Here is a 25,362-nt window from a genome sequence, read left to right on the forward strand (position 1 = left end):
AGGTGCCCACCGACCTTCGGCGAAAGGCCCGTCATGACCCTTCCCCCCGGAACGTCGCGCCGTCAGGTGCTCGCCGCCGCGGCGGCCGCGGCCGCGGCCCCGCTGGTGGCCGCCGGCCCCGCCCAGGCACACCGGCCGACCCGCCCGCAGAGCTGGAGCCTCACCCTGCTCGGCACCTCCGACACGCACGGCAACGTCTACAACTGGGACTACTACAAGGACGCCGAGTTCGACGACTCGAAGCAGAACGACGTGGGTCTGGCCAAGATCGCCACCCTGATCAACGAGATCCGCGCCGAGCGCCGCAACCGGGGCATCCTGGTGCTCGACGCCGGCGACACCATCCAGGGCACCCCGCTCACGACGTACTACGCCAAGCAGGAGCCGATCACCGAGACCCACCAGCGGCACCCGATGGCCCGCGCGATGAACGTCATCGACTACGACGCCGTGACGCTGGGCAACCACGAGTTCAACTACGGTCTGCCGCTGCTGGACCTGTGGATCCGCCAGCTCGGCTTCCCGGCGCTGGCCGCCAACGCGGTGAACGCCAGGACCGGCCGGCCCGCCTTCACCCCGTACGTCATCAAGAAGGTCGACCTGGGTCCTGGCGCCCCGGCGTTGCGGGTGGGCATTCTCGGCCTGACCAATCCCGGCGTGGCGATCTGGGACCGGGGCAACGTCGAGGGCCGGCTGCGCTTCGAGGACATGGTCGCGACCGCCGCGAAGTACGTGCCGATCATGCGCGCCCGCGGCGCGGACCTGGTGGTCCTCTCGGCGCACGGCGGCGACAGCGGCACCTCCAGCTACGGCCCCGAGTTGCCGGTGGAGAACCCGACGGCGCTGATCGCCCAGCGGGTACCCGGGATCGACGCGATCCTCTTCGGTCACGCGCACCTGGAGATTCCGGAGAAGTTCGTCACCAACGAGCAGACCGGCGCGCAGGTGCTCACCTCGGAACCGTCCAAGTGGGGCCAGCGGCTGACCCGGATGGACTTCACGCTGAGCCGCCAGCGCGGCCGGTGGGTCGTCACCGACAAGCACGCCACCATGCTCAACAGCAACACCGTGGTCGAGGACCCGAAGGTGCTGGCCGCCGTGCGCGCCCAGCACAACACCACGGTCGGGTACGTCAACCAGGTCGTCGCCACCTCGGTGACCGAGCTGTCCGCGGCGGCCTCGCGGTACCGGGACACCCCGATCCTGGACTACATCAACAAGGTGCAGACCGACACGGTCGCCGCGGCGCTGGCCGGCGGCGAGTACGCCCAGTTGCCGGTGCTCTCGATCGCCGCCCCGTTCAGCCGGGACGCGGTGTTCCCGGCCGGCGAGGTGAAGATCAAGGACGTGGCGGGGCTCTACATCTACGACAACACCCTGGAGGCGGTCGTGCTGACCGGCGCTCAGGTGCGGGCGTACCTGGAGTACTCGGCGAAGTACTTCGTGACCCTGGCCCCGGACGCACCGGTCGACCCGGAGACGATCAGCGACCCGGCCGTGCCGGACTACAACTACGACACCCTGTCCGGCGTGGACTACGAGATCGACATCAGCCGGCCGGTGGGCGAGCGGATCACCACGCTGAACCATCCGGGCACCGACACCCCGGTCGGGGACGACGAGCGGTTCGTGGTGGCGGTGAACAACTACCGGCGCAGCGGCGGCGGCAACTTCCCGGGCATCGTGCAGACCCAGGTCTACAACGAGCAGCAGGAGATCCGCCAACTGCTCATCGACTGGGCCCAGGACCGCGGCGCCATCGACCCGGCGGACTTCTTCGAGCCGAACTGGCGGCTGGTCCGCGCGGGCGTTCCGGTCTTCGAGTGAGGCGAGCGCGCCGGCCCCGGGCGCGGCGCCGGCCCGGACCGACGCCAGGGCGCCGGTCCGGGCCGGTGTGATCAGGTCCGGGCCGCGGTCAGCCGACCGCGGCCCGGACGCACGGTCAGCCGAGTCGTGCGGCGCCCCGACCCCGCCGGCGCCGCGCGGCGACGGTCAGCAGGATCAGCAGGGCACCCACCGCCACGGCGGCGATGCCGATGGTCAGCTGCGGTCCGACGCTGCTGCCGGTGACCGGCAGCGGGTCGCCGTGGTGGCGCGGCTCGATGGTCAGCACCAGCGTCGCGGTGCTCCCGGTGGTCAGGCCGGTGCCGGTCACCTGGATGCTGCCCACGCGGCAGATCCGGACGGTCGTCACGAAGTGGCCGGCGGCGTTCGCCGTCACCGTGATCGGGCTCGGCAGGCTGTTGGACCGGCAGTAGCCGTCGTGCCCGTCGTGTCCGTCGTGCCAGTCGGGTGACCCCGACCCTTCCCAACCGTCCGGACCGTCGGCCAGCGGGGCCATCGCGCCCACGCCGCCGGGTGCGGCCGGGGCAACGGCCGGCGCGGCACCGGCCGCGGTGGGCAGGACCGCGAAGGTCAGCCGCACGCGTTCGTTGGCGCCGTAGTTGTCACCGACGATCGTCACCGGGTCGCCCACCAGCACGGTCGGGTCCGGGCTGGTCAGCCGCGGCCCGGCCGGCGGGTACGGCGGCGGGGGCTGCGGGGTCACCGTCGAGGTCGGCGTGGCCGTCGGCGGGATGCTGGGCTGCGGCGTGAAAGGCTGAGCAGCCCCCGCCGCGGCCGGTACGCCCCAGAGGGCGACGCCGGCCGTGATAGCGATCATGATGCGGGAGAGCCGCATGGCAGATCCTTTCCTCACTCGGGACATGGTGATCTCTACTGGTTACAGCTCGGGGTGGGGCTGATGGAGGTGGTCCACGGGGTGACGCCGGGGGTGAGCCAGAGGTCCGCGGCGCCGCTCGCGGTGGCCGGCGCGAGCAGGTCGACCTGCACCGTCCGGGACTGCCCCGGCCGCAGGTCGAGGGCGACCATGCCGATCGGGCGGCGCCGTTCCCGGCCGGTGCCGATGGCGGTACGCCGGCCGTCGAGCGCGGCGGACAGCACGCTGCCGCCGGCCGGGCCGTACACGGCCAGCACGGTCCGGGTGGTGTAGGCGGGGATGTTCAGGGAGTCCCGGAACCCGTAGCCGAGCACCGACTCGGTCAGACCGGACCGGGGTGCCGTGGAGGCCAGGGTGACCCGCAGCGCGTACTCGCGTGCCCCGTCCGGGCGGCAGTCGCCGGCCGTGAGGTTCGCGGTGCCCTTCAGGTAGTAGCTGAGCTTCGCCCCGGTGCCGTCGTTGAGGAACACCCCGATGGTCGGCTGGGTCTCCCGCTCCGGCAGCACGCCGCCGATCCGGGTGTCGGCCACCACCGCCTGCTCGGCGGGGTGTGCGCTCCAGAACAGCAGCCGCCGTTCGGCCAGCGCCCGGCCGAGCGCCGTGGCCATGGCCGGCAGGTCGACGGCCCGGGTCAGCAGCGCGTTGAACACCGCCTTGGCGGAGTGCGCGTAGTAGCTGTCCTGTTCGGCCGGGGTGGCCCGGCGGTAGATGTCGACGAGCAGTTCCCGGACCGCGGTGCCGCTGGTCAGCGTGGTGCCGCCGGGCACGGCCACCGGGCCGGTCGCGCCCAGCAGGTAGCCCAGCGCCACCGGGTCGGTGGCCAGCACGCCGTCCACCGATTCCCCGGTGCTCAGCCGGTACATCTCCCGGTACCGGGCGGCGGCCGCCGCGAAGTTGGGCGTCAGGTTGACGTCCGCCGGGTAGATGCCGGGCAGGTCGCCGTACAGGTTGCGCAGCTCGCGCTCCACCGGCAGCGAGAAGGTGCCGAGCTGGCTGGTGGCGCCCTGGTGGCTGATCGTGACCCGGCCGGCGGAGACCCGCAGCACGGCGTACGCGCCGATCATCCCGCCGGTGGCCCGGGCCTCGGCGAGGTTCTGGAAGGCCAGCAGGTAGCTGCGCTGCCCATTGGCGCCGAGCAGTTGCGGCAGCAGCGCGCTGGCGCGCCGGGCCGCGGAGGTGAGGCTGGCCAGCCGGTCCAGCATGTCGCCCAGTTGTTCGACGGCGTCCCGGACGGGTCGGGCCAGGTGCCGCGGATCGGGGTCGAACCCGGCCCGCGCGCTCTGGGCGGCGGCGTCGGCCGCGCCCGCCTCGGTGCTGGCCCGCCGCAGGGCGGTCAGGTCCACCCGGCCGTCCCGCGGGACCAGCGCGTGCACGTCCACCGCCAGCAGCCGGGGGAAGAGCTGTCGGGCCAGGTCGTCCACGGTGGCCGCGATCGCGTGCGTGGCGGCCAGGTTCTCCCCCGCGTACGGGGCGTGGGCCGCGACCCTCCAGAGCGGATCGGCGGAGTTGGAGCGGGCCGCCGCGGACTGCCGTTGCAGCGCGTCCAGGGTGTGCCGGGCCTGCGCGAGGTCCTGCGCGGCGAGTTGCTCGCCGAGGGCGCGGGCCAGGCCGACGGCGTTGGTGAGGTTGCCCCGGGTCTGCCAGGCCCGGCCGCCGATCCAGCCGACGGCGACCAGCAGCAGGGAGACGACGACCAGACCCGTCAGCAGGGTCCGCCGGAACGAAGCCCGACGCCGCCACCTCCGGAACGGACGCGTCAACCTCACCATGGCAATCACCCGCGCCGAACCTCCAGATCGACTAAATCGGTCTTTCGCGCTGATTCTTCCGAATCTGTATAGCACGCCGTTTAGTCGTCGGATGGTGATTAGAGGACTGTTGACACGCAAACCGCGTAAAAGGTACGTCCGGGGGATCGACAGCAGGTGGGCGACGGTGCAGGAGGGCTCAGCGGCTGGTAGCGGCCTCGGCCAGCATCTGCTCGATCTGGTCCACCCCGGCCCGCAGCGACATGCGCCGCAGGTAGCTCTCCCGGGCGCGCTGCCCCATCTGGGTCCGCGCGCCCGACGGGATGGCGGCGGCCAGCGCGAACCGGTCGGCCAGCGCCCGCCAGTCCTCGGGTCCGCAGGACAGCCCCGCCCTGGCGCCCTCCACCAGCTCGGCGGTGTCGCCGCCGGCCGAGGCGACCACGGGCGAGCCGCTGGACATCGCGGCCTGCAGCTTGCCCGGCACCGTGCCGCGCAGCACGGGTACGTCCCGCATGAGCACCAGCTGGTAGTCCGCGGCGTGGTACAGGCCGGCCATCTCCTCGGTCGGGCGCTGCCCGATGAACCGCACGTTCGTCGCGCCGAGATCCGCGACGAGCCGGCGGGCCTGCTTCTCCTGCGGGCCGGAACCCACCAGCACCAGGTCGAACAGCGAGTGCGTGGTGGCGGCGGCCCGGATCGCGGTCTCGACGCGCTGGTTGGGCCCGATCGTGCCGGCGTGCATGATGGTGCACCGGCCACGGTGGCCGATCGCCGCCCGGGCCTCCCGGTCCGGCAGCGCCGGCCCGAAGAGCCGCTCGTCGGTCCAGTTGAGCACCATCCGGATCGACTCCGGATCGGCCCCCCGGCACACCATGAGATCGCGCATCGAGGGCGCGCTCACCGCGATGCCGCTCACCGACTGGTAGACCCGGCGGAGCGTACCGGCCAGGCCGCCGAACAGCATGCGTCCGCCGGCCGCGCCCGCGCTGACCGGCGAGGTCACGGCCGAGCGCGGCCAGACGTCCTGGACGTGCAGCACCGTGGGCACCCGGCGGATCAGCCGCAGCAGCGCGCCGGCGGCCAGCGCGGTGGCGGGCGCGTCGTACACGTAGAGCGCGTCGATGCCGGACAGGTACCGCGGCGCGGCCATCGAGGTGCTCGCCGCGAAGCTCAGGTAGCTGGCCGCCCGGCGCACCGACGAGCCGTCGTGGCCGGGGAAGCGGGGAACCCGGCGTACGGTGAGGCCGCCGGCGGTGCTCTCCTCGCCCCACCGCTGCCGGTACCCCGGGTACACCCGGCCGGTCGGCGAGACCGGGAAGCCGGTCAGCACCCGGACCTCGTGGCCGCGCTCCGCCAGTTCCTCCGCCAGGCTGCCGGGGATGAACGCCGGCTCGGGCGGATAGGCGTAGCTGAGGATGCCGATCTTCATCGCGGGATCCGGCTGAACTCCGTGGTCGCGTCGCCGCCGGACGGTAGTCCGGGCGCCGCGGCGCTGCGTGCCGCCTGGGTCGGCGCCGCGTGCCCCGCGCCGGTCCGCACGCCGTGCCGACTGCCGGACTCCGCCCCGCCGGCCCGGTACGCGTAGTACTCGGTGGCCGCGGCACGGTCCAGCTTGGCCATGTTGAGCGCGCAGCCCAGCAGCCGGGCGTCGACCCGCCGCAGCGCCTCGACCGCCGCGGTGAGCTGCACCGTGTCGGTGCGGCCCTGCCGGGTGACCAGCAGCGCCCCGTCGGCCTGCACCGACACCACCACCCCGTCGGTGACCGCGAGCAGCGGCGCCGTGTCGATCACGACGATGTCGGCCAGTTCCCGGACGGCGCCGAGCAGGTCGGCCATGGCCTTGGAACCGAGCAGTTCGCTGGGGTTCGGCGGGATGGCGCCCGCGGGCAGCACCAGCAGCGAGGTGTCCCGCCAGGTGCGCAGCGCGTCGGCCAGCTCGACCTCGCCGAGCAGCACGTCGGTGAGCCCGACGCCCGCGCCGACGTCCAGGTACTCGCCCACCTGCGGACGGCGCAGGTCGGCGTCGACCAGGACGACCCGCCAGCCGGCCTCCACCAGCGCGATGGCCAGGTTGCAGGCGGTGGTCGACTTCCCCTCGCCCTGCACGGCGCTGGTCACGGCGATCACCCGGGCCGGTTCCTGCAGGTCCACGAAGCGCAGGTTGGTGCGCAGGTTGCGCATCGACTCCGCCCGCGGGCTGCGGCCGGCCGCCCCGGTGATCAACTGCGACCGGCGCACCTCCCGGTCGTACGGGATCTGTGCCAGCAGCGGGGCGCCGGTGATCCGGGAGAGCGTGGCGCCGTCCCGCACGGCCGAGTCGGACAGGCCGCGCAGCATCGCCAGCCCGATGCCGGCCAGCACGCCCAGCAGCGCGCCGACGCCGAGGTTGCGGGTCGGCTGCGGGGAGACCGGGGTGGGGCTGACCCGGGGGCCGTTCACCACCTCGATCTTGACCAGCGGGTCCTTCTCCCCCGGGCGCGTCTCGATGGTCTGCACCAGCTTGCGGAACGCCGTCGACACCGCCTCGGCGAGCCTGAGCGCCCGCGCCTGGTCGGTGTCGGTGATCGTGGTGTCCAGCAGCACGGTGTCGGTGCGCGGCTTCGCGGCGACCCGCCGCTGGATCTCCTGGGCGGTCAACCCGACGTCGCCGTCCGCGGCGACGGCCTGGGCCAGCCGGTCGCTGGTGAGCAGGTCCGCGTAGGACTTCACCCGCTGTTCGAGGAAGAGGCTGCCGGTGTACGCCCCGGTGATGCCCTGCTCGTTCGGTGCGAGCACGAAGTACGTCGTGCTCGCCGCGTACCGCGGGTGGTCCGGACCGTGACCAGGCCGGCGAGGCCCAGCGCGATGATGACGGAGGTCAATACGATCCACCATCGCTGCCGCACCAGGCGCAGTTGGCTCTGCATGTTCATGAGGCCCGGCCCTCCCCTCTCTCAGCCAACTAACTCGCGCGGGCGCCGGAAGGTCGCTCGAACGGCCCCAAAAGATTCGTCGAACGGTCCGCGAAGCCGCGACCGGACGAATCTCATGACCGAATGTAGAGGATCCGATGCGGGCTGTTACCGCATTTGGCCGGACGCCGGTGCGGCGCCGCCGAGGTGATCATGCTGGCGACTGGTCCGCCGCTGGTAGACTGGGGCATCGGTGTGCCGGGAAGTCGGGTCGGCGAGTCAGCGAAGCGACCCGACCCCGAGGAGCAGCCACCCGTGACCCATCCTTCTGCCACCGACCGCCGCAGCGACGGTCGTCGACTCTTCGCGCCGTCCTCCTGGCCCGAGGCCCGGTTCGTGGCCGGCATGCTGCGCACCGAGACGGTCGGCGGCCTGCTGCTCCTGCTGGGCGCCGTGGCCGCGCTGGTCTGGGCCAACTCCCCCTGGTCGGACGCGTACGGCCGGCTCGCCCGGTTCGTACCCTGGCCCGGCGGGCACGGCCTGCACCTGGACCTGAGCCTGCAGTCCTGGGCCGCGGACGGGCTGCTGGCGATCTTCTTCTTCGTGGTGGGACTGGAACTCAAGCGGGAGTTCGTCGCCGGGGAACTGCGCAACCCGCGCCAGGCGGTCCTGCCGGTGGTGGCCGCCGTCGGCGGGATGGTGCTGCCCGCCCTGGTCTACGTCGCGATCAACACCGCCGCCGCGGACGGCGCCCCGGCGGGCTGGGCCGTGCCCACCGCTACCGACATCGCCTTCGCGCTCGCCGTGCTGGCCGTGGTGAACTCGCACCTGCCGCAGGGGCTGCGGGCCTTCCTGCTCACGATGGCGGTGGTCGACGACCTGTTCGCGATCACCATCATCGCGATCTTCTACACCGAGCACCTGAGCGTCCTGCCGCTGGTCGGCGCGGTGCTGCCGATCGTCGCGTTCGGTTTCCTGCTGCGCACGGGTCGGGGCCGCTGGTGGCTGCTGCTGCCGCTGGGCCTGCTGGCCTGGGGGCTGGTGCACGCCTCCGGCGTGCACGCCACGGTGGCCGGGGTGCTGCTCGGGTTCGTGGTGCCGGTGCGCTCCCGCACCGGCCGCTCCACCGGCGAGGCCGAACGGCTGGAGCACCGCTGGCGCCCGATCTCGGCCGGGGTGGCCGTCCCGGTCTTCGCCTTCTTCGCCGCCGGGGTGTCGCTGCGCGGGGTCGACCCGGCCCGGCTCTTCGGCGACCCGGTGGTGCTCGGCGTCGTGGCCGGGCTGGTCTTCGGCAAGGCGGTCGGGCTGTTCGGCTCGACCTACCTGGTGTCCCGCTGGACCCGGGCCGAACTGGACGGCGAGATCACCTGGTCCGACCTGCTCGGCGTGGCCCTGCTCGGCGGGATCGGCTTCACCGTCTCGCTGCTGATCGGCGGCCTCGCGTTCGGGGTCGGCACCGAACGCGACGACCACATCCGGGCCGCGGTGCTGCTGGGGTCGGCGATCTCCGCGGTGCTGGCCACCGCGGTCCTGCGCCGGCGCAACCGGGTCTACCGGCGGATCGCCGAGCGGCAGAACCGGGACGCCGACCGGGACGGCGTCCCGGACATCTACCAGGACGGTCCCGCCGGATCCTGATCCGGCGGGCGCACCGCCCGGTCAGCGCCGACCGGGTCGGTCCTCGTCCTCGTCCCGGTCCGCACCGCCGGGCAGCATGGCGTCGAACTCCGTGGTCAGATCGTCCCCGGGCACCGCCACCCGCTCGGCCGCGTCCCGCTCGTCCTGCTGGCCGCGCGGGGGCGGCTGCGGCGCGGTGGCGCCGCCGGAGAAGCCGTACTCGTTCGGCTCGTCGTGCCTGCCCATCCGCTCGCTCCTCAACCTCGTCCGGCACCGGTCCACGGCACGGCCGGTACGCCGTGGCCGGAACGCCCCGTCCGGGGTGTTTCCGGCCAGGCGCCGTCACCTGCCGTCAGGTTCTGGTGATGGGCTACCCGCTCGACCCGCCGACCAACCCCGACCCGCTCGGCCGGGGCCGGTCGGGCGGGGGCCGGTCGGGCGGGGGACGGTCGGGCGGCGACCCGGCGGGACCACGGGCGACCGCGACCGGTCAGGTCAGCTCGCGGACGGCGTCCAGGATCAGCCAGAGGCCGCAGGCCGCGAAGAGGGCGGCGGCGCCGTACCGGATGATCTTGTCCGGCAGCCGGCGGCCGAGGATCCGGCCGACCATGATCGCCAGGGCGTCCGCGGCCACCATGCCGACCGTCGAGCCCAGCCAGGTGCCGAACCAGCCGTACCGGGTGGCCAGGGTGATCGTCGCGAGCATCGTCTTGTCGCCGAGTTCGGCCAGGAAGAACGCCACCGACACGGCGACGATGGCCGACCGGTTGGTCCGTTCCGCCCGGCTGCGCTCCTCCTCGGTGAGGCTGTCCCCGCGCAGCGTCCAGGCGCCGAAGCCGAGGAACGCCAGCCCGGCCAGCAGCGCGATCCAGCCGGTGGGCAGTGCCGCGCCCAGCCCCACGCCCACCGCCACCGAGACCAGGTGCACCACCGCCGTCGCGACGGTGATCCCGATCAGCACCGGCCACGGCCGGAACCGGGTGGCGAAGGTCAGCGCCATCAGTTGCGACTTGTCGCCCAGTTCCGCCACGAAGATGACGCCGAAACTGACCGCCAGCGCCACGAGAAATCCGTCCATACCGCCCCTCCAGCAGCAAGCCGGATCGGGGCACGGGCGACCTCGACCCGGCTGTAGTCAACAGCCTGAGCCGAAGGTCTCGCCCGCCACGTCAACGACGTGGCCGCGTGGCCGGGCACGGGCTGCGGACTGATCCGCCGGCGCGCCAGTATGTCGACCACGACATTGGGAGCTACTCCCCCTCGCGGCCCCCAGCCTAGGGCGTACCCGGTGGATCTACAAGCCGGCCCGCCCGGCCGCGCGGCCCGGTCAGACCGCCTGCGCCAGCGTCACCGCGAACCGCTGCCGCTCGTCTGTCCAGTAGCGCCGGACCGCGAACCCGGCGGCGGACAGTTCGGCCTCGATCCCGGCGCGGCGGAACTTCGCGGAGATCTCCGTCCGCAGGTCCTCGCCGGCCGCGAAGTCGACCGTCAGGTCCAGCACCCGGACCCGCATCGGCCACCGCGCGCGCAGCCGCATCTCGATCCACTCCCGGTCCGGGTCCCAGCGGGCGACGTGGTCGAACCCGTCCGGGTCGAAGTCCGCGCCGAGTTCGCGGTTGAGCACCCGCAGCACGTTCCGGTTGAACTGCGCGGTCACCCCGGCGGCGTCGTCGTACGCCGGCACCAGCACGGCCGGGTCCTTGACCAGGTCGGTGCCGATCAGGAACCAGTCCCCCACCTCCAGCGCGCCCCGCATCGAGGCCAGGAAACCCGCCCGCTCCCCCGGCGCCAGGTTGCCGATCGTGCCGCCGAGGAAGGCCACCAGGCGCTGCCCGCCGGTGGGCAGCCGGTCCAGGTGCCGGGTGAAGTCACCGACGATGCCGCGCACCCGCAGCCCGGGGTAGTCGGCCGCGATCTGGGCCGTGGACTGGCGCAACGCGCTGACCGACACGTCCAGCGGGACGAAGGTGCCCAGGTCGCCGTGCCGGCTCAGCGCGTCCAGCAGCAGCCGGGTCTTCTCCGAGGAACCGGAGCCCAGTTCGATGAGCGTCTTGGCCCCGGTCACCGCGGCGATCTCGTCCGCCCGCTCGGCCAGCACCGACCGCTCGGCCCGGGTCGGGTAGTACTCGGGCAGTCGGGTGATCTGCTCGAAGAGTTCGCTGCCCCGGGCGTCGTAGAACCACTTCGGCGGCAGCCACCGCGGCCGGTCGGCGAGGCCGGTACGCACGTCCCGGCGCAGCGCCTCGGCCAGGTCGTCCTCCTCCAGATAGATCTCCAGCGGCTCAGCCGTCATGCGTGCACTCCCATCGGTTCGACCCGCAGGTCGTCGGTCGTGGCGGTCAACAGGTGGTTCTCGGGCACCGGCCGCCAGGCCGGGTCGTCGTCCAGCGGCTCCGAGGCGACCAGCACGGCGCCGCCGTGCGGGCGTACCGACAGGGCGTGCCCGGCCGTGGTGGCCAGCACCGTGCGCCCGTCGGTGAGCAGCAGGTTGAGCCGCGATCCGGGGGCCGCGCGGGCGACGGCGCGCACGGTGTCGGCCACCGCCGTCCCGGCCGGCTCCCCGGCGCGCAGCCGGCGCCGCAGCAGCGCCCACAGCAGCGCCGAGTCGGTCGGGGCGGCCAGCGTGAGCAGGTCCGTGGTCGGCAGCTCGGCGGCCAGCGGCGCCACCGACTCCGGCCAGCCGCGGACCAGCCCGTTGTGGCTGAACAGCCAGCCGTCGTCGGCGAACGGCGCCGCCCCGGACTCGACCACCGGCATCCCGACGGTGGCCGAGCGGACCGCGGCCAGCACCGCGGGCGACCGGGTGACCCGGGCCAGTTCGGGCAGGGTGGCATCACCCCACAGCGGGGTGGCCCGGCGGTAGCGCACCGGCGGCCCGGCCGGGTCGGGATACCAACCCACCCCGAAGCCGTCGGCGTTGATGGTGCCGCCGCCGCGCATGTCCCGCGGCGCCCAGGACTGCCGTGCCAGCGAGTACGGCGGGTCGAACAGCAGCGCCGCGAGCGGCACCGGCGGACCCAGGTAACACAGGTGGCGGCACATCAGGCCGACTCGTCGACGGCGGCGTCCCGGGCACACCGGAACCCGCTGAAGATCTGCCGGCGGATGGGCAGGTCCCAGTTGCGGAACGTGCCCCGGCAGGCCGACCGATCGGTGCCGAACGAGCCGCCGCGCAGCACCCGGTACCCGTCGCCGAAGAACACCTGCGAGTACTCCCGGTAGGGGAAGGCGGCGAAGCCCGGGTAGCCGCCGAACGTGCTGGACGTCCATTCCCAGACGTCCCCGATGAGCTGGTGCACGCCGAGCGCGGACGCGCCGGCCGGGTACGCCCCGACCGGTGCCGGCGCGAGGTGCCGCTGGCCGAGGTTCGCCCGCCCGGCGTCCGGCTCCTGGTCACCCCACGGATACCGGCGGGACCGCCCGGTGGCCGGGTCCCAGCGGGCGGCCTTCTCCCACTCGGCCTCGGTCGGCAGCCGGCGCCCGGCCCAGCGGGCGAACGCCTCGGCCTCGTGGTAGCTGACGTGCACCACCGGCTCGTCCGGCCGCAGCGGGACGTACCGGCCGAACCGCCGGCAACCCCAGCCGGTCCCGTCCCGTTCCCAGTGCATCGGGGCGGACAGCCCGGCCGCGCACCGGTGCCGCCAGCCGGCCTCGGTCCACCAGCGCGGGTCGTCGTACCCGCCGCCCTCGACGAACGCGAGGTAGCGCTCGTTGCTGACCGGCGCGGCGTCGATGGCGAAGGCCGGCAGGTCGACCTCGTGCGCCGGGCGCTCGTTGTCCAACGCCCAGGGGTCGGTGCTGGTGCCCATGGTGAACCGGCCGGCGGGCACCAGCACCTCGCCGGCGACCCGGACGGCCGGCTCCGGCGGCGCCGGGGCGGCCAGCACCGGCGGACCCTGCCGGAGCTGGTGGGTCGCCAGCATGGTCTCGTCGTGCTGCTGCTCGTGCTGCACGATCATGCCGAAGGCGAAGCCGTCGGCCACCAGCCGGCGCTCGTCGAACCGGACCCGGTCGAGCAGGTCCAGCACCTTGTCCCGGACGGTGCCGACGTACGCCCGCGCCTCGGCCGGGTTGAGCAGCGGCAGCCGGGGCCGGTCCCGGCGGGGCTGCTTGAACGCGTCGTAGAGGTCGTCGATGTCCCGGCGCACCGGTTCCCGGCCGCCGACGTCGCGCACCAGCCACAGCTCCTCCTGGTTGCCGATGTGCGCCAGGTCCCAGACCAGCGGCGACATGATGGTGGAGTGCTGCCGCATCAGGTCGCCGTCGTCGACCACGTCGGTGAGCAGGGCGCTGCGCTCCCGGGTGCGGACCAGTTCGGCGGCGATCCGGCCGCGCAGGTCCGGGGATCCGCTGGTGGCGGTCATGGCGTGCTCCTCTCCGCGGCGGCCAACCGCCGCCGCACGATGCGGTCTATCTGCTCGCCCACCGCCGGCGGCAGGTCGGTGCCGGCAAGCGCCGGCATGGCCAGGTCGTGCACGGCCCGGGCGGCCCGGGCCAGGGTGGCGTCGGCCAGCCCGCGGCTGGTCGCCTCCGCCCAGCGGTCCGCCGCCGGTGCGCAGGCCGCCCGGACCGCGTCCACGGTCCGGGCGTCGGCGAAGAGCGCGGCGAGCATGCCGACCGGCGCGATCCACTCCCCGGGCGGCTGGGCGTCCAGGTAGCGGACCTCCAGATAGCCGCGCGGGCGGACCGGTGGGAACAGGGTGCTGAGGTGGTAATCCAGGTCGCGCAGGGTGGGCGGTCGCGGCAACGCGCCGCCGATCCAGTCGGCCAGGGTCACCCCGGGCGGCACCGTCCAGTCCGCGCCGCTGCGCCGCACGCACAGCAGCGGCGCCGCCAGCGCGTACCCGGTCCAGGCGGCGACCGGGTCGGCGTCGGCCCCGTCGGCCCGCCAGACCGGGCGGGTGCGGGCCGGGTCGATCCGCTGCCAGGCCGCCATCCGGGCGGAGGCCAGACCGGTGTCCCGGCCGGCGTGCCGGGACGCGGTGGCGAACAGGGCCAGCAGCACCGGCCCGAGGCAGTGCAGCGCCGCCCAGCGGGCCGGCAGGTGGCCCGGCTCGCCGGCGTCCAGGCAGACCTGGAGGCCGGCGGTGCTGTGCATCATGGTGCGGCCGGCCGGACCGTCCCGGTCGAAGGACCGGCGCATCGCGCGGTAGCGCGGGGTTTCCAGGACGGGCCGGGGCGGACGGTACGGGTCGATCCCGCTGTCGCCGAGGGTCAGGCCGGAGCCGGCCAGCAGCTCGGTGAGCTGCGCGACGTCGGCCGTGGTGGCCTCGATCAGGGCCCCGAGCGACGGGTGCGGCGCGGAGGAGATCTCCAGTTGCCCGCCGGGTTCCACGGTCACCGTCCCGGCCCGGGACAGTGGGCGGTGCGGGCCGTCGGGGGCCAGCGTGGGTGGCGCGTGGGCGCCGAGGGCGGCGCGCAGGCGCCGGCGGTCGATCGGTCGGTCGGGCTGGACCGCGTCGTGCACGGTCCACTCCAGTTCGGTGCCGAGCAGCCTCGGCGGGCCGGTCTTGAAACAGATGCGGTTGAGATGGGCCTCGGCCGCCGCCAGGTCGGTCAGCACCACACGCTGCTGGAGGTCCCCGGTCGTCGTCATCCGCACCTCCCTTCCGGGTCGTCCGGGCGCACCCGCCGTTGCCGCCGGCGTGCCCGGTGTCCGTCCCATCCGTCGGGACCGGACGGGATCTTGACACCCTGTCTATCACCATTGACTGACATTCGTCCCCACCCGGTGGCCCGAACGGCCGGGAGAATCGTGCCGTCCAGTTGGTGAATGACGGGTAAGCCGACGGCGTGCCCCGGGCCGCGACTGGGTACCGTTACCGCTGTGTTGGGTTCCGGATCGATCCTCAGCGGGCGCTACCGGCTGGACGAACGCGTCGCCACGGGCGGCATGGGCGACGTCTGGCGGGCCACCGACCTGGTGCTCGGGCGCACGGTGGCGGTGAAGGTCCTGCTGCCCAGCCTGTTGAGCGATTCGACATTCCTCGCCCGGTTCCGGGCCGAGGCCCGGATGATGGCGTCGCTGCGCCACCCCGGCATCGTCCAGGTGTTCGACTCCGGCGAGGACCGGTCCGCCGACGGCGGCCGGGCCGACTACCTGGTGATGGAGTACGTCGAGGGCGAACCGCTGTCGAGGCGGGTGGACGCGACCGGCGGCCTGTCGGTGGCCGAGACGCTGTCCGTCGTCGAGCAGGCCGCCCGGGCGCTGCACGGGGCGCACGGCGCCGGCATCGTGCACCGGGACGTCAAGCCGAGCAACCTGCTCGTACAGCCGAACGGCACGGTCGTGCTCGTCGACTTCGGGGTCGCCCGCTCCACCACCGTGACCAGCGTCACGAGCACGAACGCGGTGCCGGGCACCGCGCTGTACATGGCTCCCGAGCAGGCGTCCGGCAAGCCCGTCTCGCCCGTCACCGACGTCTACGCGCTCGGCGCGGTGGCGTACTGCTGCCTGACCGGGCAGCCGCCGTTCACCGGCGAGAACCCGCTCGAGGTGGCCATCAAGCACCTCACCGACGAGCCGCCGCCGCTGCCCGCGCACCTTCCGGCGCCGGTGGTCGCCCTGGTCGGCCGGGCGCTCGCCAAGGCGCCCGAGGACCGCTTCCCGGACGCCGCCGCGATGGCCGACGCGGCGCGGGCCGCCGCCCGGGGCCGGTCCGTGGGTCCGGCCGGCGCCGCCCTGGCGGCGCCGCGATCCGGCGCGACCACCCGGATCGGCGCCGCCTCCCGCACCGGCACGAACGGCCGGCCGGCCGCGACCGGCCCGGCGGCCGCCACGGTCGCCGACGGTCCGGTCGCCGACGGACCGGCCACCGGGGTCACCGTGCCGCGCCGTCGCTCCCGCCAACGGGCGATGCTCGGCGCCGGCGCCGCGGTGCTGATGGGACTGGTCGGGCTGGCCGGCGCGCTGGCCCTCACGACGGACGACAGCGATCCGGCCGGCCGCGGTGGCGCCGGTCCGGCCGGCGCCACCACCACGGCGTCCGACACCCAGCCGGGTGAGCTGGTGAGCGACCCCAGCGTCCCGGCCGAGACGCGCTACCCGGGCGGCGGGGCGCAGCGCAGCCCGAGCGCCAGCCCGAGCGCCGTCCCCACCGCCGAGCCGACCGCCGGCCCGAGTTCCCCGGCGGCCTCGCCCAGCGCCGCGGCCTCGCCCAGCGAGTCCGCCGAGGAGGGCCCGACCGGTTCCCCGCCGTCCTCGCCCGCGGACGGCGGCGAGTCGAGCAACCCGACGACCGGGGGCGCGCCGCAGGCCACCCCCTGACCACCGCCGGCCACTCGCCGGCCGTCGCCGGCGGAACTTTGTCCCGGCGCGTGCCAATCTGGGCCGTTCCGGCCCGGACCGACCAGAGCCGTGCCTAACGTCCCGACCAGCAGGGTTTCCTCCGGTTGGGAGCGCGGATGGACAGGTTGGTCGTCGTCGGTCAGGGGTACGTGGGACTGCCGCTCGCGGTCCGCGCGGTCGAGGCCGGCATGGACGTGGTCGGGCTGGATCTGGACCCGGAACGGGTGAAGCGGCTCGCCGTCGGCGACTCGTACGTGGAGGACATCTCCCGGGAGCGGCTGGCCGCCGCCCTGGGCACCGGCCGCTACCTGCCGACCTCCAGCTACACCGCCGCCCGGGACTTCGACGTCTGTGTGATCAGCGTGCCCACGCCGCTGCACGACGGCACCCCGGACCTCGGCTACGTCCGGCAGGCCGGCGAGTCCGTCGCGCCGTACCTGCGGCCCGGCTGCACGGTCGTGCTGGAGTCCACCACCTACCCGGGGACCACCGAGGAGGTGCTGCGGCCGCTGCTGGAGCAGGGCTCCGGGTTGCAGAGCCCGGGCGACTTCCACCTGGGCTACAGCCCCGAACGGATCGACCCGGGCAACCCGCGGTGGCACCTGGAGAACACCCCGAAGGTGGTCGCCGGGATCGACGCCGCCGCGCTGCACCGCGTGCAGGAGTTCTACGGCCGCCTCGTGCAGCGGACCGTGCCGGTCGGCTCGCCCCGGGTGGCGGAGCTGACCAAGCTGCTGGAGAACACGTTCCGGCAGGTCAACATCGCGCTGATCAACGAACTGGCGGTGGTGGCCCGGGAACTGGACATCGACATCTGGGAGACCATCGAGGCCGCCGCCACCAAGCCGTTCGGGTTCATGCCGTTCCGGCCCGGTCCGGGCGTCGGCGGGCACTGCCTGCCGATCGACCCGTGCTACCTGTCCTGGCAGGTCAAGCGGCGGCTGCGCCGGCAGTTCCGGTTCGTGGAACTGGCCAACGACATCAACCACGGGATGCCCGAGCAGGTGGTCCGGCGGCTCATGCACGGCCTCAACGAGCGCGGCCGGCCGGTCTCCGGCGCCCGGGTGTTGCAGATCGGGCTGGCATACAAGAAGAACGTCGGGGACCTGCGCGACTCCCCCGCCATGGAGATCGCCGACCGGCTCTGTGAACTGGGCGCCGAGGTGCGGGTCGTCGAGCCGCACCACACGCTCTGCCCGCTGCCCCGCGGCGCGTCCCTGGTCGAGCTGACCGAGCGCGAGGTCCGCGCGGCGGACGCCGTCGTGGTCGTCACCGACCACGACCGGCTGGACTACGACCTGATCGAGCGGGCGGCCCGGTACGTCTTCGACGCCCGCAGCCGGTGCTCCGGCCCGCAGGTCGAACGGCTCTGACCCCGGGGGGAACTTCGTGGACCCGGGGTACGACTATCGGTGCATGCGGTGCGAAGAATGCAGAGCGGCGGTGTCGGCCCGGATCGACGGGGAGGACGACCCCGGCGAGCGGGCGCCGGTCGACGCGCACCTGCACGGCTGCGCCGCGTGCCGCCGGTGGCAGGACGACGCGGTGCTGGTGACCCGGCTGGCGCGTACCGGCCTGGTCGGCCCGCCCCCCGAGGTCAGCGAGGAACTGCTGGCGGCCCTACCGCTTCCGCGCCGGCGACTCGGCCTGCCGGCCCGGTGGCGCGGCGGTGCGGGGCTGCCCCGGCTGCGCGGCCTTGACGTGCTGCTGCGGGCCGCCCTCGGCGCCCTCGGCGTGGTGCAGGTGTTCCTCGGGCTGGCCCAGGTCAGCGGCTTCACGCTGACCAGCACCGGCGCCCACCACGGCGGCGACCCGTACCACCTGTGGCACGAGTCGGCCGCCTGGAACGTCGCGATCGGCGCCGGCTTCGGCTGGGTGGCGCTGCGCCGGTCGCGCCCGACCGGGCTGATGCCGGTGCTCACCGCGTTCGTGGCGGTGCTCGGCCTGCTCTCGGTGAACGACCTGGTGACCGGCACCGTGGGCGTGACCCGGCTGCTCAGTCACGGGCTGCTGGTGGCCGGGTACGTGATCCTGGCCGTGCTGCACCGGCGCGAGCCGGCCGACCCGGACAGTCCGCCCGCCGAGCGCGGTACCGGCGGATCGCGCTGGCGGGCCCGGTTCGCCGACGAGGCGGCACCGGCCCGGCCACCGTTGCGGCTGGTACGGCGCCCGGTCGACGGCGAGGCAAGGTCCCGGCGGGCCGCCTAGGCGACGCGCGCCGGCCCGCCGCGCGGGCCGGGGATCCGGGCGGGAACGTTTCGGCGGGACGACCGGATGGGTACCAGGCCGGGCGTCGGCCTCCGGTGGCCACGGCCGGCCACAAGGGTCGGAGCCGAGCGCCGGATCTCTCTGGTTGAAGGGGTACCCATGCGCATCGGATCCTTCGGGGCGGCCATCGTCCTGATCTGGCTGATCATCGGAGCCGTCGCGGCCGGTCAACGCGGCTACTTCAACGACTCCAACGACGACTGCGCCGAGGCGAGCACCACGGTGGTCACCGTGCTCGCCGGACCGCTCAACTACCTCGGCGTGAACCCGAAGGTCAACTGCGACGTGCCGGAGCCCTCGAAGTAGCCGGCCCGCGGTCGTCCGCCGCGGCCGGCACCCGCCGGCGGCCGGCCGGCACCGCCTATGCTCTGGCGGACCGGCAACGAGGAGGCGGCACCGGATGAGCGCAGCGGGCCAGCGACCGACGGGTACGCCGGGCGGTGCCGGCCCGGCGTACGAGATGTTCGCCGCCGACGGCGCCTCCCGGGCGCTGGGCATCGAGCTGGTGAGCGCGGACGGCGGCGCCGCGGTGGCCCGGATGCGGGTCACCGCGGCCATGGTGAACGGGCACGGCATCGCGCACGGCGGGTACGTCTTCCTGCTCGCGGACACCGCGTTCGCCTGCGCCTGCAACAGCCGGGGGCCGGTCACCGTCGCCGCCGGTGCCGACATCACCTTCGTCCGCCCGGTCCACGAGGGCGACCTGCTGGAGGCGCGGGCGGACGAACGCACCCGGTACGGGCGCAGCGGCGTCTACGACGTGACGGTGTGGCGCGCCGCCGAGGTGGTCGCCGAGTTCCGCGGCCGCAGCCGCGTGATCACCCCCGCGGCCGGCTGAGCACCGCCGACCAGGCTGAGCACCGCCGGCCGGCAGTGGTCAGGCCGGTTGGCGCGGCCGGCGTACCCGGGGCAGGTTGTGCCGCACCGCCCCGGCGGCGTCCCGGATCCGCTCCCGCACCGTGTAGTCCTGCCGCGCCACGCCCTCGGCGATGGCCCGGTCGAGGTCGTTGTCGCAGGCCGCCAGCACGCTGTCGAAGTCCCGCCGGACCGCCTCGGCCAGGTCGTAGCCGAAGCCGCGGTGCAGCCGGGGAAACAGCGGCTTGTACAGCCTGGCCCGGTCGTGCAGGCCGGAGGAGTACGACAGCCCGTTCTTGGCACGCCGCCGCACGTACTCCGGCAGCAGGTCGGCGAACGCCTCGCGCAGCAGCCACTTCTCGACCCCGTCGCGCACCTTGAACTCCAGCGGCAGCCGCATCGCCAGCTCCACCAGCGCGAGGTCCAGGAACGGCACCCGGGCCTCGACGCCGTGGCCCATGCTGACCCGGTCCACCCGTTGCAGTTCGGTGCGCCCGAGGTTGCGCAGCCGGTGCAGGAACAGCGCCCGGGACTGCGCGGCCGGCACCTCGTGGTACATCGGGTAGCCGCCGAACAGTTCGTCGGAGCCGTCCCCGGTGAGCACCACCCGGATCCCGCACTCGCGCACCCGGCGGAACAGCGGCGCCGAGACGACCGCGTTGATGATGTCGCCGTACTCGGTCAGCTCGCCGAGCCGGACGGCCTCGCGGACGTCGGCGAGCCGGATGTCCCGCGGTCGCAGCTGCACCACCTCGTGCCGGACCCCGAGTTCGGCGGTGAGCCGGCGGGCATGGTCCAGGTCCGGGCTGCCCGGCGCGCCGATGGTGAACGCCACGCAGTCGGAGTGGAACTGCCGCATGTGCAGCAGGACCAGCGAGCTGTCCAGGCCGCCGGAGAGCACCACCCCGACCGGCAGTTCGGTGTCCACCCGCATCCGGACGCTCTCCGCGAACGCCGTGCGGATCAGCTTGATCGCCTCGTCGGGGTCGGTGAGCGGCGGGTGGTCCAGGCCGAGCCGGCGCAGGTCCAGGTACGGCGCGAGGTGCGGCCAGCCCCCGTCGGCCCAGCCGTGGTGCCCGGGCGGCACCTCGGTGATCGGCTCGCCCACCGGCACCAGCGCCTTGATCTCCGAGGCGAGGTGCAGCCGGCCGGCCCGCCGGGACCAGTACAGCGGTTTCACCCCGAGCGGGTCGCGGGCCAGGTACACCCGGCCGGTGGCCCGCTGCACGATGGCGAACGCGTACTCGCCCTGCAACCGTTCGACCGCCTCCTGCCCCCACTCCAGGAACGCGGCCAGCAGCACCTCGGTGTCGCCCGCGGTGCGCAGCCGGTGGCCGCGGGCGATCAGTTCCGAACGCAGCTGCCGGTGGTTGAAGATCTCGCCGTTGTAGCAGAGCAGCCAGCGACCGTCGGCGGAGATCCAGGGCTGTTCGGCCCGGGCCGGATCGACGATCCGCAGCCGCCACACCCCGGCCATCAGCTCGTTGGTGGCCCGGATCTCCTCCACCTCGCCCCGCGGCGCCAGGGTGGCGAGCATCGCGCGGAACAGTTCCGGCTCGGCACCGGCGCCCGCGATCAGCGCGAATCCGCACACCGCTCAGCCCACCCGCATCTTCGGCGCGGACGCCGCCACGGCGCTCGGGCTGACGCAGACGTGCCACGCCTGTCCCTCGTCGATCACGTTGATCTCGCCGGCCCGCTGCCGGTCGAGCAGCAGCATCCCCAGGGCGGTGTCGGTGCCGCGCCGGCGGTGCCAGGCCAGCTCGATGTCGGCGGCGTACCCGCTGCAGTGCGCGCTGGGCAGCAGCGCCGCGTACCCCAGCTCGCGCAGGTGGTCCTGGTGGGCGCGGCTGCGCACCAGGCTGGTCACCCAGACCGGGCCGGGCGCGCCGGGCGAGACGGCCGCGAAGTCGTCGGCCAGCCGGTCCAGCAGGGCCAGCACGGCCGGCCGGGTCCGCGGGAAGCGCAGCCCGGCGGTCCGCGGCAGCAGGTCGGGGGCCAGCCGCCGGCGGGCCGCGCGGGCCGCCCGGGCCGGCAGGCTCTCCGCCTGGCGCAGGTAGCGGAACCGCAACTGCCCCGCCCGGCGCAGCGGCTCCAGGTCCACCAGTTCCGGCGACCGGCGTACGTCCAGATCGGTGCGGAACTGCCCGGCCGCGCCCCACCAGAGCGCGTCCACCCGGGACAGCAGGAAGATGCGGACCAGCGCCGGCAGGTCGATGGCCGAGCTGCGGGCGCTGGGCCGGTATCCGGCGATCTCGCCGAGCAGCCGCTGCGCCGTACCGTCGGCGCCGTCCGGGGTGCCCCGCCACAGCGCCCGCAGCTCCGGGTCGCCGGCGCGGGCGGCCACCACCGCGGACGCGGGCCGGCGCCGCCCGGCACCTGCGGCGGCGGTCAGCTCGGCGAGCAGGTCGGCGACGGCCTCGCGGTAGCGCGGCAGGTCGGGGGCGGGCGCGAGGGCCGTGCCGCCGCGGCCCGTCGGCGCGGCGACCGGCTCGCGGCCGGTTTCGTCATCGGGCGTACGCATCGCGCGGCTCCTTCCCGGTGGTGACGGTCCAAATCCGTCGTCACCGGGACGTTATCCGCATTCCGTGAGGAAGTTTCCGTTCTGCCCGAATGTCCCCATCCGGGCGCGATCCGCGGCTCCCCGCCGGTCGGCCGGCGCACGGCGGCCGACCGGCCGGGGCACGGCCCTGGTCGGGCCGGCTCGTGGCGGCGGTCAGGCCGGCTCGTGGCGGCGGTCGACGATCCGGCGCATCTTGCCCAGCGAGCGCTCCACCCCGTCCGGCTCGATCACCTCGACCGCGACGCTCACCCCGATGGTGTTCTTGACCGCCTCGGCCAGGGCCGCGCCCGCGCGCCGCCCGGCCGCCGCCTCGGCGTCCGGGCGCCGCTCCACCCTCACCGTCAGCGCGTCCAGCCGGCCCGCGCGGGTCAGCACGCACTGGAAGTGCGGCGACAGCGCCGGGGTACGCAGGATCAGCTCCTCGATCTGGGTCGGGAACAGGTTCACCCCACGCAGGATGATCATGTCGTCGGTGCGTCCGGTGATCTTCTCGATCCGCCGCATCGGCCGCGCGGTACCGGGCAGCAGCCGGGTCAGGTCCCCGGTGCGGTAGCGCACCACCGGCATCGCCTGCCTGGTCAGCGAGGTGAACACCAGCTCACCGCGCTCCCCGTCGGGCAGCACCGCGCCGGTCTGCGGGTCGACGATCTCGGGATAGAAGTGGTCCTCCCAGACGTGCAGGCCGTCCTTGGTCTCCACGCACTCCACCGCCACACCCGGACCCATCACCTCGGACAGCCCGTAGATGTCGATGGCGTGCACGCCGGTGCGCTGCTCGATCTCGGCCCGCATGTCCTCGGTCCACGGCTCGGCGCCGAAGATGCCCACCCGCAACGAGGTGCCCCGCGGGTCGACGCCCTGGCGGAGCATCTCGTCGACGATGGCGAGGAAGTACGTGGGCGTCACCATGATCACGTCGGGGGCGAAGTCGCGGATCAGCATCACCTGGCGCTCGGTCATCCCGCCGGAGACCGGGATCACCGTGCAGCCCAGTTCCTCGGCGCCGTAGTGCGCGCCGAGCCCGCCGGTGAACAGGCCGTACCCGTACGCGACGTGCACCCGGTCCCCGGGCCGGCCGCCGGCCGCGCGGATGGACCGGGCCATCAGCCGGGACCAGGTCCGCACGTCCTGCGCGGTGTAGCCGACCACCGTGGGCCGGCCGGTGGTGCCGGACGAGGCGTGCAGCCGGGCGACCTGCTCGCGGGGCACGGCGAACATGCCGAACGGGTAGCTGTCCCGCAGGTCGCTCTTGCGGGTGAACGGGAAACGGGCCAGGTCCGCCGGCTCCCGGAAGTCCTCCGGACGCACCCCGGCGGCGTCGAACGCCGACCGGTGGTGCGGCACGTTCCCGTACGCGTGCCGCAGCGCCCAGCGCAACCGCTCGACCTGCACCGCCCGCAACTCGTCGATGGACGCCCGCTCGATCGGATCCAGTTCCGCCGGCCGTGGCTCGCTGTCGCGCACTGCCCCTCCTCGCGCCGTACCGGCCGGTCCGTTGCCGCCGGCCCGCGGCGCCGGTGCCGGCCCCGCTGGCTGGCCAGCCTGCCACGCCCGGTGCCGGCCGGCCACCCACGCCCGGTGCCCGGTGCCGGTCGGCCATTCGCGGTCGGTGCCGGGCGTGCGGGCCGGGCGGCCGGGCGGCCGGGCGGCGGACCGGCACGGGCCCGGCGGCGGACCGGGCCGCCCGACGGGGTCAGCGGGCAGGACCGCCCGGCGGGGTCAGCGGGCAGCACCGCCCGACCGGGTCAGCGGGCGGCCGGCCGGGGCCGGCGCAGGGCGATCGCCACCAGCGCGGCGGCGCCGAGGCAGGCCAGGGTGTTCACCAGGATCGCCACGCGCAGCCCGGCCAGCACGGCGGTCGCGCTCGACACGCCGGCCAGCCCGGCGGTGGCGATCGCCGACATCACCGGCGTGCCCAGGGTGATGCCCACCTGCTGACTCATCGTGGCCAGACCGGTGGCCAGCCCCTGCTCCCGGTCCGGCAGGCCGGACGTGGCGGTGACCATGAAACCGACGATCGCCACCAGGTTCGCCACGCCTCCCGCGAAGGAGGCCACCAGCAGGACGGGCAGCCAGCCGCGGTGCGCGCCGAGGAACGCCAGCGGCAGGGTCGCGACGCCCTGCCCGAGGAAGCCGGCCAGCAGCGCACCCGGGCCGCCGAGCCGGCCGATGACCCGCGGCCCGAGCAGGCCGCCGAGCACGGTGCCGAGGCCGAGAACCGCGAACGCGAGGCCGGCGGCCAGCGGCGCGAAACCGAGCACCCGTTGCAGGTAGAGGGTGAGCAGGAAGACCAGCGAGGTCTCGGTGGCGAAGGCCAGCAGGCCGGCCAGGTTTCCGGCGGCCACCGTGCGGCGCCGCAACACCCGGGGCGGCACAAGCGGTTCGGCCACCCGGCGCTCGACCAGCGGGAAGACCGCCGCCAGCAGCGCCCCGACCAGCAGCACGCCGATGCCCCGCGGATCCGACCAGCCGTACCGGCCGGCCGAGGTCAACCCGTACACCACCGCCAACAGGGCCGCCGTGCCGACCAGCGCGCCCGGTACGTCGAGGCGGGGTCGCCGCGCCGGGCGGGTCTCCCGCAGCACCGCCGGGGCGAGCGCCAGCACCACCGCCGCGACCCCGACGTTGAGGTGGAACGCCCAGCGCCAGCTCAGCAGGTCGGTGAGCAGCCCGCCGAGGACGGCGCCGGTGGTGAAGCCGGCGGCCATCAACGCGCCGTTGAGGCCGAGCGCGCGGTCCCGGGCCGGTCCCTCCGGAAACGAGGTCGTGAGCAGGGACAGCGCGGCCGGGGTTATCGCCGCGGTGGCCAGGCCCTGCACCACCCGGGCGGCGAGCAGCACGGCCGGCGCCCCGGCCAGGCCGCCGGCCAGCGAGGACAGGCCGAGCGCCGCGACGCCGACCAGGAACAGCCGGCGCCGGCCGAACAGATCGGCGATCCGGCCGAACAGCAGCGTGAAGCCGGCGGCGCAGAGCGCGAACGAGGTCGCGATCCACTGCAGGCCGCCCAGGCCGAACCCGACGTCCGCCCCGATGGCCGGCAACGCCACGTTGAGGATCGAGAAGTCGACCGCGAGGGTGAAGCCGGCGGTCAGCAGGACGGCGAGCACGAGCCGTTCCCGGAGGCCGGTACGGGCCGGCGCGGCGCTCGCCGCCCCAACGCCGGCCGGTGGCGGCTGGTCGGTGATGGTCATGGATGCTTCCCTCCGCTCGCCGGCGGGACGGTTCCGGCCGGTCCCTGCGACCCTCCGGCCGGGCCGGGACCGCTGCCAGGTCCCCGTCCCGGGCAGCCGGGCGGCGGCCACCTCCGGGCTGCCTGGCACCGGCAGGGTCACCCTGCTGGCTGGTCCGCCGGGACCGGGTGGCGGCACACTGGCCGGGTGAGCGATGAGCACACCGGCGAACTCGGCCCGTTC

Annotated in this window: 21 protein-coding genes; 7 read left to right on the forward strand and 14 right to left on the reverse strand. The window is 74.6% G+C overall.

All coding sequences use genetic code 11. The features are described from left to right. Positions 1-33 precede the first annotated feature (33 nt). Positions 34-1,827 carry a bifunctional UDP-sugar hydrolase/5'-nucleotidase gene (locus CIK06_RS14600; protein WP_095565283.1) on the forward strand — a complete coding sequence of 598 codons (1,794 nt, stop codon included), beginning with the start codon at positions 34-36 and terminating at the stop codon, positions 1,825-1,827. A 115-nt stretch (positions 1,828-1,942) separates the two neighbouring features. Here CIK06_RS14600 and CIK06_RS14605 read toward each other — a convergent pair whose 3' ends face one another. The 4 genes from CIK06_RS14605 to CIK06_RS14620 form a co-directional block, all read right to left on the reverse strand. Next, the gene (locus CIK06_RS14605) at positions 1,943-2,680 is read right to left on the reverse strand and encodes a hypothetical protein (protein WP_157756755.1); all 738 of its coding nucleotides are present in this window, start codon (positions 2,678-2,680) and stop codon (positions 1,943-1,945) included. A 35-nt stretch (positions 2,681-2,715) separates the two neighbouring features. Then, entirely contained in the window at positions 2,716-4,488 is a 1,773-nt protein-coding gene (locus CIK06_RS14610) for a DUF4012 domain-containing protein (RefSeq protein ID WP_095565285.1), read from the reverse strand. 178 nt (positions 4,489-4,666) lie between these two features. After that, positions 4,667-5,896, reverse strand: coding sequence for a glycosyltransferase family 4 protein (locus CIK06_RS14615; protein ID WP_095565286.1), 1,230 nt, complete (start codon positions 5,894-5,896; stop codon positions 4,667-4,669). Next, the gene (locus CIK06_RS14620; protein ID WP_232534214.1) at positions 5,893-7,242 is read right to left on the reverse strand and encodes a polysaccharide biosynthesis tyrosine autokinase; all 1,350 of its coding nucleotides are present in this window, start codon (positions 7,240-7,242) and stop codon (positions 5,893-5,895) included. The genes CIK06_RS14615 and CIK06_RS14620 overlap by 4 nt, the downstream gene beginning before the upstream one ends. Positions 7,243-7,673: 431 nt before the next feature. Between CIK06_RS14620 and nhaA the strand changes: the two genes are divergently transcribed. Continuing rightward, positions 7,674-8,996, forward strand: a complete 1,323-nt coding sequence (gene nhaA, locus CIK06_RS14625) for a Na+/H+ antiporter NhaA (RefSeq protein WP_232534215.1) — start codon at positions 7,674-7,676, stop codon at positions 8,994-8,996. Positions 8,997-9,017: 21 nt separating this feature from the next. On the opposite strand, the gene CIK06_RS14630 is transcribed toward nhaA, so the two are convergent. From CIK06_RS14630 to CIK06_RS14655, 6 genes are all read right to left on the reverse strand, one after another. After that, on the reverse strand, positions 9,018-9,221 hold the full coding sequence (locus CIK06_RS14630; protein WP_095565287.1) for a hypothetical protein: 204 nt from the start codon (positions 9,219-9,221) through the stop codon (positions 9,018-9,020). 244 nt (positions 9,222-9,465) lie between these two features. Next, positions 9,466-10,053 carry a TMEM165/GDT1 family protein gene (locus CIK06_RS14635; RefSeq protein ID WP_095565288.1) on the reverse strand — a complete coding sequence of 196 codons (588 nt, stop codon included), beginning with the start codon at positions 10,051-10,053 and terminating at the stop codon, positions 9,466-9,468. Between the two features lie 249 nt (positions 10,054-10,302). After that, entirely contained in the window at positions 10,303-11,268 is a 966-nt protein-coding gene (egtD, locus tag CIK06_RS14640) for an L-histidine N(alpha)-methyltransferase (RefSeq protein ID WP_095565289.1), read from the reverse strand. Continuing rightward, the gene (gene egtC, locus CIK06_RS14645) at positions 11,265-12,017 is read right to left on the reverse strand and encodes an ergothioneine biosynthesis protein EgtC (protein ID WP_095565290.1); all 753 of its coding nucleotides are present in this window, start codon (positions 12,015-12,017) and stop codon (positions 11,265-11,267) included. The genes egtD and egtC overlap by 4 nt, the downstream gene beginning before the upstream one ends. Beyond that, entirely contained in the window at positions 12,017-13,339 is a 1,323-nt protein-coding gene (egtB, locus tag CIK06_RS14650) for an ergothioneine biosynthesis protein EgtB (RefSeq protein ID WP_095565291.1), read from the reverse strand. The genes egtC and egtB overlap by 1 nt, the downstream gene beginning before the upstream one ends. Next, the gene (locus CIK06_RS14655; protein WP_095565292.1) at positions 13,336-14,571 is read right to left on the reverse strand and encodes a glutamate-cysteine ligase family protein; all 1,236 of its coding nucleotides are present in this window, start codon (positions 14,569-14,571) and stop codon (positions 13,336-13,338) included. Before CIK06_RS14655 ends, egtB begins: the two co-directional genes overlap by 4 nt. Before the next feature lie 231 nt (positions 14,572-14,802). Between CIK06_RS14655 and CIK06_RS14660 the strand changes: the two genes are divergently transcribed. From CIK06_RS14660 to paaI, 5 genes are all read left to right on the forward strand, one after another. Beyond that, positions 14,803-16,242, forward strand: a complete 1,440-nt coding sequence (locus CIK06_RS14660) for a serine/threonine-protein kinase (RefSeq protein ID WP_232534216.1) — start codon at positions 14,803-14,805, stop codon at positions 16,240-16,242. Between the two features lie 137 nt (positions 16,243-16,379). After that, positions 16,380-17,636, forward strand: coding sequence for a nucleotide sugar dehydrogenase (locus tag CIK06_RS14665; protein ID WP_095565294.1), 1,257 nt, complete (start codon positions 16,380-16,382; stop codon positions 17,634-17,636). Positions 17,637-17,706: 70 nt separating this feature from the next. Continuing rightward, the gene (locus CIK06_RS14670) at positions 17,707-18,471 is read left to right on the forward strand and encodes a zf-HC2 domain-containing protein (protein ID WP_232534217.1); all 765 of its coding nucleotides are present in this window, start codon (positions 17,707-17,709) and stop codon (positions 18,469-18,471) included. Between the two features lie 159 nt (positions 18,472-18,630). Then, positions 18,631-18,837, forward strand: a complete 207-nt coding sequence (locus CIK06_RS14675; RefSeq protein ID WP_095565296.1) for a hypothetical protein — start codon at positions 18,631-18,633, stop codon at positions 18,835-18,837. Positions 18,838-18,931: 94 nt separating this feature from the next. Further along, positions 18,932-19,369 carry a hydroxyphenylacetyl-CoA thioesterase PaaI gene (paaI, locus tag CIK06_RS14680; RefSeq protein ID WP_095565297.1) on the forward strand — a complete coding sequence of 146 codons (438 nt, stop codon included), beginning with the start codon at positions 18,932-18,934 and terminating at the stop codon, positions 19,367-19,369. A gap of 39 nt (positions 19,370-19,408) precedes the next feature. Here the strand turns inward: paaI and CIK06_RS14685 are convergent, their stop codons facing one another. The 4 genes from CIK06_RS14685 to CIK06_RS14700 form a co-directional block, all read right to left on the reverse strand. Next, positions 19,409-20,980 (reverse strand): asparagine synthetase B, encoded by a 1,572-nt coding sequence (locus tag CIK06_RS14685; RefSeq protein ID WP_095565298.1) that lies wholly within the window; start codon positions 20,978-20,980, stop codon positions 19,409-19,411. A 3-nt stretch (positions 20,981-20,983) separates the two neighbouring features. Beyond that, positions 20,984-21,910 carry a hypothetical protein gene (locus tag CIK06_RS14690; protein ID WP_095565299.1) on the reverse strand — a complete coding sequence of 309 codons (927 nt, stop codon included), beginning with the start codon at positions 21,908-21,910 and terminating at the stop codon, positions 20,984-20,986. 192 nt (positions 21,911-22,102) lie between these two features. Further along, the gene (gene paaK, locus CIK06_RS14695; protein WP_095565300.1) at positions 22,103-23,413 is read right to left on the reverse strand and encodes a phenylacetate--CoA ligase PaaK; all 1,311 of its coding nucleotides are present in this window, start codon (positions 23,411-23,413) and stop codon (positions 22,103-22,105) included. 281 nt (positions 23,414-23,694) lie between these two features. After that, positions 23,695-25,140, reverse strand: a complete 1,446-nt coding sequence (locus tag CIK06_RS14700) for an MFS transporter (RefSeq protein WP_095565301.1) — start codon at positions 25,138-25,140, stop codon at positions 23,695-23,697. Between the last annotated feature and the right edge of the window lie 222 nt (positions 25,141-25,362).

This window comes from Plantactinospora sp. KBS50 (genome assembly GCF_002285795.1).
Lineage (GTDB): Bacteria > Actinomycetota > Actinomycetes > Mycobacteriales > Micromonosporaceae > KBS50.

Coding starts and splice junctions, on each gene's coding strand:
- CIK06_RS14600 (WP_095565283.1), top strand. CDS start 34: ATGACCCTTCCCCCCGGAACGTCGCGCCGTCAGGTGCTCGCCGCCGCG.
- CIK06_RS14605 (WP_157756755.1), bottom strand. CDS start 2,680: ATGCGGCTCTCCCGCATCATGATCGCTATCACGGCCGGCGTCGCCCTC.
- CIK06_RS14655 (WP_095565292.1), bottom strand. CDS start 14,571: ATGACGACGACCGGGGACCTCCAGCAGCGTGTGGTGCTGACCGACCTG.
- CIK06_RS14615 (WP_095565286.1), bottom strand. CDS start 5,896: ATGAAGATCGGCATCCTCAGCTACGCCTATCCGCCCGAGCCGGCGTTC.
- egtB (WP_095565291.1), bottom strand. CDS start 13,339: ATGACCGCCACCAGCGGATCCCCGGACCTGCGCGGCCGGATCGCCGCC.
- CIK06_RS14630 (WP_095565287.1), bottom strand. CDS start 9,221: ATGGGCAGGCACGACGAGCCGAACGAGTACGGCTTCTCCGGCGGCGCC.
- egtC (WP_095565290.1), bottom strand. CDS start 12,017: ATGTGCCGCCACCTGTGTTACCTGGGTCCGCCGGTGCCGCTCGCGGCG.
- CIK06_RS14635 (WP_095565288.1), bottom strand. CDS start 10,053: ATGGACGGATTTCTCGTGGCGCTGGCGGTCAGTTTCGGCGTCATCTTC.
- CIK06_RS14610 (WP_095565285.1), bottom strand. CDS start 4,488: ATGGTGAGGTTGACGCGTCCGTTCCGGAGGTGGCGGCGTCGGGCTTCG.
- paaI (WP_095565297.1), top strand. CDS start 18,932: ATGAGCGCAGCGGGCCAGCGACCGACGGGTACGCCGGGCGGTGCCGGC.
- CIK06_RS14675 (WP_095565296.1), top strand. CDS start 18,631: ATGCGCATCGGATCCTTCGGGGCGGCCATCGTCCTGATCTGGCTGATC.
- CIK06_RS14700 (WP_095565301.1), bottom strand. CDS start 25,140: ATGACCATCACCGACCAGCCGCCACCGGCCGGCGTTGGGGCGGCGAGC.
- CIK06_RS14665 (WP_095565294.1), top strand. CDS start 16,380: ATGGACAGGTTGGTCGTCGTCGGTCAGGGGTACGTGGGACTGCCGCTC.
- CIK06_RS14690 (WP_095565299.1), bottom strand. CDS start 21,910: ATGCGTACGCCCGATGACGAAACCGGCCGCGAGCCGGTCGCCGCGCCG.
- egtD (WP_095565289.1), bottom strand. CDS start 11,268: ATGACGGCTGAGCCGCTGGAGATCTATCTGGAGGAGGACGACCTGGCC.